Raw genomic sequence first — 10563 nt, 5'->3', positions numbered from 1 at the left:
TCCCTAGTAAGGCCGGTAGTAAGCCGGACCGTAGTATCCCGGAGGCGGAGGTGGAGGATACCGGCGGCGGAACTGCGGATCCGCTCCAACAGGAACACCCGCACCCAGCCGATTCAACTCAGCCTGCGACACCGTCGTAATATCCGCCGGCTGCGTCAGGTGAAACACCACGATCGCCTCAGGAGGCAGCTCAGCTTCGCCTCTGCCGGAAGCAGCCGATACACCCAGCCCAGCGATCCCGCCGACGCCTGCGCCAACCGCAGCACCTACGCCGCCACCGGCAACCGCACCGATAAGCGCGCCAACCGCACCTAGACCGACCGTGTTCCCTACCGTATTCCCGGTCTTATCTGCCCCCTGGTGCCACCAGAAATCGGTCGCAATCGGATAAACTTTTCCGCCCAGCGAAACAGAGTTCAGCTGCAACTTCAACTCGCCCTTGCCCTTCAACTCACCGGCAGTATGCACTGCCACCACGGTTCCCTGGATCGAAGCACCACGCGGGATCGCAATCGCACCACCCGCCACGACATCGTTCAGGACCACGCCATCGAACGTAGTCCCCACCACCGTATGCTTGCTATTCATCCCCTGGTTGATCCGTACCCGGAGGTTGGCTCCCAAGGGCACAACCACCGCATCCCCACCCCGTTGCGCCACATAGGGTTGCTGCGGAGGATACTGCGGGGGATAAGATTGACCGTAGGCAGGATACTGTCCCTGCGGGGGATACTGCCCACCCTGCTGCGACGCACCATAAGCCGGCGGGTATTGGCCACCCTGCTGCCCCTGGTAAGGCGGTGGATACTGACCCTGCTGCGGCTGACCTTGGTAGGGGGGTGGGTACTGACCAGCTGGCTGCGCACTCGAATTGCTAGGTACAGGCGGACTCTGAGCCTGCGGCGGCGCTATCGAACCATCCGATTGCAGATTTGGATTCGTCCCCTGGGATGGGTCCTGTTGAGAAGGATTGCTGTTCGCTACCGCTGGAACCGCACCGATGGTCAACTGATCCACGACTTTCTGTACCCCCGCAGTATTGGACACCAAGTGGTCGGCCAAATCCCGTAGCGGCTCATCCCGGACGGTACCGCTCAACGTCACTATCCCATACACGGTCGTAGAGGTGATCGCCTGATCCGCCAACTCCGGGGCACCCGCCAGCGCCTTCAAAACACTTGCTTCGATCTGAGCATCCGGCACGGTCCCCTGCTTGGACTGCGCGAGCGCCACGCCACCCTCCAACGCAAGACTCGCCATCAAAACCGTCGCCATCGCTAACTTTGAAAAAGGCCTACCCGGACACTCTAGAGACATACGTTCCTCCGCTGTCGCGTTCAACTCTGCCACGCTACATGCTCTTAGTATGCAGACTCACTTTTTTAAAAAAAGTTACGCAAAAGTCTACTTGTAAGAAGACCAAAAATCGCTCCGACTTCATCATTCCGTTCGATTGACCTACACATCAAGTAACGGTATATTCAAAGAGCGGGGTGGAGCAGCCCGGTAGCTCGTTGGGCTCATAACCCAAAGGTCGTAGGTTCAAATCCTACCCCCGCAACCAATCAAATCAATCAGTTACAAGTCGAATTTGAGTGCACTTTCCCTTAGATTCACTCCCACTGACTCCCATTCGCAAAATTCACGGTTTCAGGCGCTCGCTTTCATCGGCTTGAGCACCATCTCCACGACCTTCCCGTTCGCTTCCCGCTTCGAGGATGCCATTGCTTGTCCGTAGACATTCATGGTCGTTTGAATCGACGCGTGACGCATGAGTTCCTGCTGGACCTTCATCGGTGCTCCTGTCTCATCGAGCCAGGAGCGATAGGTATGGCGGAACGTATGCCACCCAATCGAACCGAATTTTCCGGCTGAGGCCCGGCGTTCCTTGTGGATGGGTAGCCGAGCGCCATTCGGTGTCGGACGATCTTGCCGACACCAGACACCTGAACCAACACCGCACTTCGGACATTCCACCAGACACCATCCCGCAGGCCGAAGGTGCCGCTTCTGAATCTCCGTCGGCTGGTAAGGTCTATTCGTCAAAGGGCTTGCGAAGACCCAGCCTTCTTCCGTTGGCAGGGCTTGCTTGCTCCATTCGAGCAGAACCTTCACAAGCGATTCGTGAAGCGGTACGTGGTCCCGTGAATACTCCGTTTTGACATCACCCACCTGCCCGTTCACGATGCTCCGCTGCACGAGAAGTTGCTGATGCTCAAAATCGAAGTCTTGCCACTGGAGCGCCGCGATCTCGCTCACGCGAAGACCGAGGCATTGGGCAACAATCACCATCGTTCGATATGGTTCTTTCAACATGGCGAGGATGGCTTCGTACTCAGTCACAGTCAACACGGTTGGGCGCTGACTCCGTTTGGTGCTGTCCTTGACCCGGACCATTTGCATGGGGTTGCGACGGTCGTTGAAAAGTTCCCAGCGGCCAGCACACTCAAACTTCAGGTGCATCACGCCGCGGATATGAGCCTTCGTTTTCGGGGCCATCTCCATCTTCTTCAACCAACTTTCGACCACCATTGGCCGGATCTGGTGCAACAGGTAACGCTCCCACCTTGGGCGAATGTGCAGCTTGATATTCGACAGATACGACTTCCGGGTTGAGTAGCGTTCTGGCAACTCTTCCTCGATGTATCGGTCGCAAATCGCGCCGAAGGTGACAGCACCCAGGTGATGCTGTGGTTTTTCTTCGTTGAGTCTTAGGAGAAGGGCTTCTACTGCGATCCGAGCGTCTGACTTGTTCTTGTACTGAGTCGTGGTTCCGATGAAGGTCGCTTTACGCTTCCTCGTGTTGTCGGCCTGTGTCTCGTAGTAACGGAACTCCCAAACGTCGGCTCCCTTCGCCCGCTTCTTGAGCGATAAACTTCCGAATTGATATCGTGTGCGATCTATCAAGGCATTTCTCCCTGACTTCACGGCACGAATGGCTGGTTTAAGCGTAGTTGAAAACGAAGCTCCAAACCAGAGAAACCGCCGCAAAAGTCGGTAGATTTCACGTCAACTGGCGATGTTGTGCTCTTGAATCCAATCGCGGATGGAGGAAGGCACGAAACGCCATAATTTCCCCACCCGAACACCGGTGATCTCCCCACGTAGGACCATCCGCTGAAGCGTTCTGGGATGAACTCCAAGGAACCGCGCGGCCTGGTTGCTGTTGAGGAGAGGTTGCGCGCCGGGGCCGAAGATCGGTCTCGTGGCACGCTCTGAAGCGACTGGCTTTCGCAACTCTGTCATTGCTTCCCCTCCATGTTGAATCCAGCAATCGACTGAGCTTTTCGTGTCGCGGGCTGGTCTACCAACTCGATACATCGTTGGGGACAAGCATTGATCTGAACCTTCTTCGAAGTCCAATTCCAATCGGTACGAGGGTTATTCCGGCGCGGAATAACAGCGAAATCGACGCAGCGTCGCTCATGCGACACGATCGCCCAAGGAACGCCTATAGTCGATAGTTGGTCAACTTCCGCGTGGCCGACAAGCCGATTGCCAAGTGACGAAGAGCGTCTTCTCAGGCCAACGGAGGGTCTTAGTCTTCAGTGAGTGCATTGGCCTGAAGTCGTCAGTCGAGAACACTTGGCCACGCTGCTCGTATCCGGAGTTGACAATGCACTCCGGTTCTCAGCTAACTTGTTCGGAGCCTTTGTCCGCAAAATAAGTCATCTCAATGGGCCATCAGGCCGCCCACTCATCGAATCGGCGCATAATCTCCATGAGCTTGCATCCCAACAGGATGAGAGAGCCCCACAAGATGAAGGGGACGCCATAGAGTATGAGATGTTTGCCCGAACGGGCTACCTCAAACACTCCTACCTTCACGATGGCGTATACATTCGCTGCGATATAAGTGACCGCCAAAAAGCTCACTACTAAGTTGTGCATCTTCCTAGTCCTCCGTTTACTGCTTGCATCTCTGCGTCGATACTCTTCGGTTAGCTCATCAAGCTCTTTCTTGAGTTCGGCATCCAATACCAGATCTACGGCTGCGAGCGTATTAGCCAACTGATCGACGCGACCGGCTCCCAGGATTGTCGATGTAATGACGGGGTCCGTTATCTGCGCCAGCCGTTCTATGTGGAAGGTCTATTCGGACAGAAGGTGTCAATAAAAGTAGCGGCTCGATCTCGCGACTCGCCGCTACTTTTTCGCCTCGCCGACCTCGATGAGGTGGCCATCGGGATCGCGCATGTAGCACCGCGTCTCGGCCTCGTGAACCTTCGGCTCGGTAAGGAACTCCGCACCCAGACCTTTCCAACGTTCGTAACATTCTGCGATATTGGCGACGCGGATGTTCATGAAGCTGCTGACAGCGCAGATGTTCATGAAGCCGCTGACAGCCCCGCCATCCTTCGGAGGCGCGAGGTACACGTTCGGCTTGTCGTCGGTCGGGCCGCCGCCGACATTGATGACGACCCACGTGTTCTCGAGCTGGACGATGCCCGGCGTGCCGTTCTCGCCGTCCATGACGACTTTCCCGCCGAGGATTCGCGAGTAGAAGTCCAACGACTTCTTTATGTCCGCCGAAACGAGAAAGAGCGTCACGGTGAAGCCCGTACTGGGGGAAATTTCGTATGTAGTATCTGCCATTTCTCTCCTTGCAAATCGCGCGCGGTCGCGCATCATGCGACGGCTAACCCCTCGCTTGGAAACTTCCGAACAACCGCTTCACATTGTTTTCTGACGCTTGGCTCCGCAGCGGCACAAATTCAACTTCGGCATCGCCAGGGCCTTTTCCAATCGTGGCAATCTGGTGCTCGTTTTCTTCGGTAACAATGCGGAGTATTTCGTGCGCGATGTCATCACCGGAAATGTAATCCTTGGGCAAAGTCTGCGAAGAGCGTGTTCTCACAAGAGAATCAATGACCAATTCAGTAATCCAGGGGGTTGATTCGGTAGCTTCTGCGATGAGAAATCTCGTCCAGGCCATTTGGGCCGTCGCTGATACACCAAAGGCCGAAACGTTAGGAATTGCCTGCAATGAAAGGATGCCATTCAATTTAACGAAATGGGTGTCGGGCCCTAATGCTGGAATAAGCGCTTGAGTCAAACCAACATAAGGAAAAAATGTTTCCTCAAAGACTCGATGAACTTCATCTATCGGGACTTCCAAGGATCTGGGGCCCTGCCAAAATGTTCCCACTGAGCTAACGGCCGCTCGCAAAACACCTTCTCTCCCTATGGCGGCAGAAAGAGTCTTCAGACCTTGAGGGTTGCTAACGTCAGTTTCCAACGCAATGAGTTCACCAGTGGAGATGTCCTTAAGAGAAGCGCCCAAGGCTTTCAATTTCTCTTTGGAACGCGAAGGAACAAGCACTCGTGCGCCCTGTTGTAAAAACATTCGCGTAATTCGTTCTCCGATTTCACCAGCTCCGCCCGCAACTACGACAAGCTTGTTTCCTAATTCATGTTGATTTTGCTTCATAACTTTCTCCTTATGCGGTTTATTATTTTCACGCAAGACAGTTCGCCCCGCAGCTCATCTTCCCGGACGGCCCACATCTCAGAGTTGAGACCATCCTCCGTCTACCGGAAGCTCTATTCCCGTCGTGTAGGTTGCATCAATCGCCAGGAATGCCACGGCTCTGGCAAGTTCCTCTGGCCGACCGAGACGCTTCATCGGAACGGCTTGGGCCATCTGAACGTAGACCTGATCTGACGCCTCCTTGGGCATTCCCACCTTCTGGAGTATGTCCGTCGCTTCAATTGGACCCGGGCTCACCGCATTAACACGAATTCCACGGGGGTACAGCTCACTAGCAAGACTCCGAGTAATGGAACGAAGCGCTGCTTTAGCGGCGCCGTAAGCGCTCAATGGCCCCACTGCTTTCACGTTGGCCATCGAAGTTGTAAAGACCACCGAACTTCCTTCCGGCATGAGCGGCACCAGTTTTTGGGTGATGAAATACGGTCCCTTCGCGTTCAGGTTGAGCATCTCGTCGTAGACTTCCTCCGTCACCGACTCAAATGGGATAAATTGACCGTATCCCGCGTTGACGAACAGCACATCGAGCTTGCCGAACGTCTCCTTGACCTTCGCCGCTAAGGCATCCATATCGGGAAACGATGTCGCGTCGCTGCGGACTACGATAGCGTTATCGCCAAGCTCAGCCTGAGCCGACTTGATTGTTGCAGGGGTGCGCCCAGTCACGATCACGCGGGCACCTTCGTTGATGAATAATTTGGCAGTCGCCAAGCCGATGCCGGTGGTTCCGCCTGTGATAACTGCTGTTTTTCCTTTGAACCGATCCATGTTGTCTCCTGTGCTTATCTGTCTTGAGGTATTACATACGCGAGAGTACGATACCTACAGCGACAGTGCAAGGAGTTTCGTACGCGACGGTAACTAATATTGCGAAGCGTGCCCGAGGATGTCCAAAAGGCTTTATCCCCGACGAAGCAATCGACCGCGACCAGCGCTCCTTCAGGACACTGCTCTCAAGTTGCTGCAGGAGAGAAATCGACGCCAGAGACCTTGACGATGGCTTGCCACGCGGCCTCCTGGTTGGCGCGATCGTGAAAGTGCGGCTGGCGCATCGCCTCAATTGGGCCGGTGAGCTTCTTGGGGGCCGAGGCGAAGAATTGCCCCGAGACGTCGGTTCCGAACTCAGATGCCTGGAGGTATCGAAGGGCTGCGGTCTCAGGAGTGTGGGACATGCCGGGGATAAGCTTCACCAGCGGAACCATCAGCCACTTCAAGGCTGGGCCAGCGTTTCGCAGTCCCTTGGTGTCGGGCGTGCTGCCCGGCGAGACGGCGTATACGGCCATGCCGGGGGGTAGGCGGCGCGCCAGCGCCGCTACCCACCAAGCGACGACGATCTTCGCGTCGGCGTACGTCCGGTTGGCCTGGTACTTCACGTTCGGCCCGCTACGCAACAGAACTTCCACCGCAGCGCTTCGGTCACCCTGGTATTTCGTGGCCGCAAGGGCCGCCACGTCGGTGTAGCTGAACAAGGGTACGTCCCCTCGGGCAGCTTCCGAGCCGGCGATAACAATCCGCGCGTTGGGGGAAAGCAGGTTGGCGCGGAGCAACCCGAGAGTCAGTTGATGATGGCCGATGAGCGGGGCCTGAGTCGCCTCGATGCCCGCCGCAGTGAGCACGCGCTTCTTTCCTGGGATCACCCCTGCATTGAGCAGTAGGAAATCGACCGGCCGACCTCGCTTGACGAGCTCGGTGAGCGCGGACTGAATGCTGGACGGCGTGTCCAGCTCCAGCTCCAGCGGCGTGAAGACCTGCACTCTGGTCTCATCCGCGAGCTGAGTGGCCGTTTCTTGGGCCCGAGCCAGGCTGCGCCCGGTGACGATGATCTCGCGCCAGCCCTCTCCGGCAAGAGCGCGGGCTGCCGCATAACCGAGCCCGGAGGTGGTGCCGGTGACGAGAGCGATCGAATGTTCCATGGGTGTCTCCGTGGTGAAGGTGGAAGGTCCTGCTGTTTTTCCTTTGAACCTATCCATGTTGTCTTCTGTGTTTATCTGCCTTGCGGCATTACATACGCGAGAGTACGATAACAACAGATGCAATGCAAGGAGTTTCGTACGCGATGGTAACTAATATTGCGAAGCGCCCCCCGGGACGTCCAAAGGGCTTTATCCCCGACGAAGCACTTGACCGTGCCGTTGAGATGTTTTGGGAGCATGGGTATGAAGGAGTTGATGTAGAGCGGATCGCCCGAGCCGTGAACGTCACCAAACCCGCGCTATACCGAGCCTTCGGAGACAAGTCCACCCTGCTGCTCAAGGCGGTCGAGCGCTATGCAATAACGTCTGGAGTTCTCAGAATGGCAGCTTTTCAAGCGGAGCCGGACATCCACAAGGCTGTGACTGCCTTTTGCGAGGCTACCGTCAACACCGCGTCGGATGAGGCTTGCGGCGGCTGCATGATGGCCGCCGCGGTGCTGGGAAACTCGGAGCGAGTGACCGAGATCCGTTCGTATGCCGCGGAGGGCCTTACCGCAACCGCTGATATTTTCGCGAAACGGTTCGAAAAGGAGATGAAGGCGGGGCGCCTGACTCGCACACCCTCTGCCAAGGTGCGGGGCCGTGCGCTCGTTGACTTGATGCAGGGCTTGCAGCTTCGCGCCAGGGCCGGTATTGCGCGCGAGCAATTGCTGCAAGACGCCCGAAGCTATGTACCCCTGATTCTTGGCAAGTAAATCTAACGCACTTCTCGGGGGGGAATGCGTCAGGACTCCGTTGCAAAGCTCACTAAGCACTCTCGGGCTTTGCGCAATTCTTGCTCACTTCCAGATCCCGGAAGATTGGATGGAAATCCAGAGACGTCTAAAAGCGCCCAAAGCATATAGAAGTGCGTCAACAGAGTCTGTATCAAAGAGAGCACGCCGTCATTTTATTTCTTGATTAGGCCGCTGCATAAGCTACTTTCGGCGCCTAGACCCCCCTGGGTTGCAAATACCGCATCCGTTCTATAGACGACGTATCGCGAGATACTTGCGGCTGATATGAAGTGCGCAATTCGACGGAACACACAGAAGCGCCAATCGGATGTATGCCATCAGGGAAAAGTGAAGTCATGAAAGGCCGTCAGATGACGGCGTTCACAATCGCCCGGCCTCATCGCGCTTTGGCGCAGCATCACCCATAACGTATCGGAGGAATCATGACTAGATTCAAAGACAAAGTTGTCATTGTGACGGGGGCCGGCTCTGGAATTGGAGCAGGCACAGCACGCCGCTTTCTCCAGGAAGGCGCATCTGTCGTCCTCAACGGACGACGTGAAGAGAAGTTGCACCAAACCATCGCGGGCTTTGATCGAGCACAGTCACTTATCCATCCTGGAGATGTCTCGGATGAGGAGTACGTGAAACGACTCGTGGAAGATACGATCACTAAGTTTGGCAAGCTGGACGTATTGGTCAATAACGCGGGGATAGCTACCTTCGGTCCTTTCGCACAAATCACGACAGAGCAATGGCGGAAGCTGATGGGCACCGACCTGGATGCAGTGTATTTTGCGATTCGTGAAGCATTGCCTCACCTCTTGAGGACCAAGGGTTCAATCGTCAATCTCTCGTCCGTATCGGGTTTAGGCGGAGATTGGGGGCTGAGTGCTTACAACGCGGCAAAGGGCGCCATCACGAATTTCACGCGCGCCCTGGCGCTGGAGTACGGTTCGCGCGGCGTGCGGATCAATGCCGTGGCACCCAGTCTCACCTCCAGCGAGGCCACCGCCGATCTTGAGAAAAGCGAAGCGGTCATGGCAGCATTTGTTGATCGCCTCCCTATCGGTAGAGCTGCTACACCGGACGAAATAGCAGGCGTGATTGCGTTTCTCGCGAGTGAAGACGCAATCTTTGTCAATGGAGTGACTCTGCCGGTCGACGGTGGAGTCAGCGCGTCCAATGGACAACCTAACTTCCTCTCGCTCCTGGGACAACGCTAAGATCCGCATTCACGGTAGACATTCCCAGGGCCACTGCACCAAGCGTCAAAACCAAGGAGGAGCATCATGCAAACACTTCAGGAAGTTCATAGTCCGGCTTCGTGGTTGCTGCACCATCCATTCAGATCGGAAGACCAAGCTGCAATGGCCGCCATGCGCGCCATCGTCGAACCTAATAAAGGTAAGCTTCAGGGAGTTGCAGCTCGAGTTCCGTTTGATGCCATCATGGAGCACGTCGCTGCTCCTGCGGGCGTCGTGTATGAAGCTGGGCGTGTTGGAGGTGTTTCGGGATGGTGGTGCCGACCCGAAGACGCGCGGCCCGGTCAGGCCGTCATGCACATCCATGGCGGGTGGTTCAACTTTGGCTCTGCGCAAGCGTTTCGCCATCTTGCTGGCCATATCGCTGCTGGTGTGGGAGTAGCGGCATTTGTGCCTGACTACCGGTTAGCTCCAGAGCATCCATTTCCTGCCGCCGCTGAAGACGTGCGCGCCTGCTACTTCGGTCTGGTTGAGCAAGGCTTCTCGAAGATTGCCATCACGGGCGACTCCGCTGGGGGCACCCTGGCGCTTGGATTGCTCGCGCATCTCGCGGCAAACAGTGACGGCGCCAGCAAAGCTCTCGTGGGCGGAGTGGCACTCTCACCCGTGACGGATCTGTCCCTTTCTGGCGAAAGCTGGTCTACGCGCGCTGCTGCCGACCCCTACTTTACCAAGCCGCAAGCCACCGAGTTGGTGAACTCCTATCTCCACGGTCATGACCCGACAGACCCCCTCGCGTCGCCCCTCCATGCCGACCTGGCTGGGTTAGCCCCAGTCCGCGTACATGTCGGCGACGACGAGGTGTTGCTCGATGATTCCGTCCGTTTCGTTGAGCACGCGATCGCGTCAGGAGTCGATGCTCGCCTCGATGTGTGGGAAGGGATGGTTCATGGATTCCTTGGGGGCGCGGGACGCCTCACAGCTTCCAACGAGGCTCTTCAACTCATCGGTGAGTTTCTGAACGACCGATTCGCCGGGGCGGCAATTCAAAAATAAACCAAATCGCTTATAGAAAACGTGATGGGGAATAAGAAATGTATGACCATGTGATTTGGCCTCACCCATTTGCCCCGAAGACCTCGGCGATCTACGCGCTCAACGACATTGACGTGAACGCG

Annotated in this window: 11 protein-coding genes and 1 tRNA gene; 4 read left to right on the top strand and 8 right to left on the bottom strand. The window is 56.4% G+C overall.

All coding sequences use genetic code 11. The features are described 5' to 3' along the window. Positions 1-3: 3 nt before the first annotated feature. Entirely contained in the window at positions 4-1317 is a 1314-nt protein-coding gene (locus GSQ94_RS13325; RefSeq protein ID WP_158944372.1) for a BON domain-containing protein, read from the bottom strand. Between the two features lie 170 nt (positions 1318-1487). Between GSQ94_RS13325 and GSQ94_RS13320 the strand changes: the two genes are divergently transcribed. Then, positions 1488-1564 (top strand) — tRNA-Met (locus GSQ94_RS13320). Between the two features lie 86 nt (positions 1565-1650). On the opposite strand, the gene GSQ94_RS13315 is transcribed toward GSQ94_RS13320, so the two are convergent. From GSQ94_RS13315 to GSQ94_RS13285, 7 genes are all read right to left on the bottom strand, one after another. Next, positions 1651-2907, bottom strand: a complete 1257-nt coding sequence (locus GSQ94_RS13315; protein WP_158944371.1) for a site-specific integrase — start codon at positions 2905-2907, stop codon at positions 1651-1653. 102 nt (positions 2908-3009) lie between these two features. Next, a complete protein-coding gene (locus GSQ94_RS13310; RefSeq protein WP_158944370.1) occupies positions 3010-3246 on the bottom strand; it encodes a helix-turn-helix domain-containing protein in 237 nt (78 codons plus the stop codon). A gap of 438 nt (positions 3247-3684) precedes the next feature. Then, a complete protein-coding gene (locus GSQ94_RS13305; RefSeq protein WP_158944369.1) occupies positions 3685-3891 on the bottom strand; it encodes a hypothetical protein in 207 nt (68 codons plus the stop codon). Between the two features lie 255 nt (positions 3892-4146). Beyond that, the gene (locus GSQ94_RS13300) at positions 4147-4596 is read right to left on the bottom strand and encodes a VOC family protein (protein WP_158944368.1); all 450 of its coding nucleotides are present in this window, start codon (positions 4594-4596) and stop codon (positions 4147-4149) included. Between the two features lie 43 nt (positions 4597-4639). After that, positions 4640-5431, bottom strand: a complete 792-nt coding sequence (locus GSQ94_RS13295; RefSeq protein ID WP_158944367.1) for an SDR family oxidoreductase — start codon at positions 5429-5431, stop codon at positions 4640-4642. Positions 5432-5509: 78 nt separating this feature from the next. Continuing rightward, entirely contained in the window at positions 5510-6259 is a 750-nt protein-coding gene (locus tag GSQ94_RS13290) for an SDR family oxidoreductase (protein ID WP_158944366.1), read from the bottom strand. A gap of 185 nt (positions 6260-6444) precedes the next feature. Next, positions 6445-7461 (bottom strand): SDR family NAD(P)-dependent oxidoreductase, encoded by a 1017-nt coding sequence (locus GSQ94_RS13285; RefSeq protein WP_216843086.1) that lies wholly within the window; start codon positions 7459-7461, stop codon positions 6445-6447. An 86-nt stretch (positions 7462-7547) separates the two neighbouring features. Here GSQ94_RS13285 and GSQ94_RS13280 point away from each other — a divergent pair, with 86 nt between their 5' ends. The 3 genes from GSQ94_RS13280 to GSQ94_RS13270 all read left to right on the top strand — a co-directional run bounded on the left by GSQ94_RS13280 (position 7548) and on the right by GSQ94_RS13270 (position 10441). Further along, positions 7548-8159, top strand: a complete 612-nt coding sequence (locus GSQ94_RS13280) for a TetR/AcrR family transcriptional regulator (protein WP_158944365.1) — start codon at positions 7548-7550, stop codon at positions 8157-8159. A gap of 464 nt (positions 8160-8623) precedes the next feature. After that, positions 8624-9406 (top strand): SDR family NAD(P)-dependent oxidoreductase, encoded by a 783-nt coding sequence (locus GSQ94_RS13275; RefSeq protein ID WP_158944364.1) that lies wholly within the window; start codon positions 8624-8626, stop codon positions 9404-9406. A 66-nt stretch (positions 9407-9472) separates the two neighbouring features. Continuing rightward, positions 9473-10441 (top strand): alpha/beta hydrolase, encoded by a 969-nt coding sequence (locus GSQ94_RS13270; protein ID WP_158944363.1) that lies wholly within the window; start codon positions 9473-9475, stop codon positions 10439-10441. Positions 10442-10563: the final 122 nt, after the last annotated feature.

The sequence above is a fragment of the Granulicella sp. S190 genome, assembly GCF_009766095.1.
In the GTDB taxonomy this organism is placed as follows: domain Bacteria; phylum Acidobacteriota; class Terriglobia; order Terriglobales; family Acidobacteriaceae; genus Edaphobacter.
The sequence above is the reverse complement of the archived record's forward strand: the minus strand, read 5'-3'. Positions and strand labels throughout refer to the sequence as shown.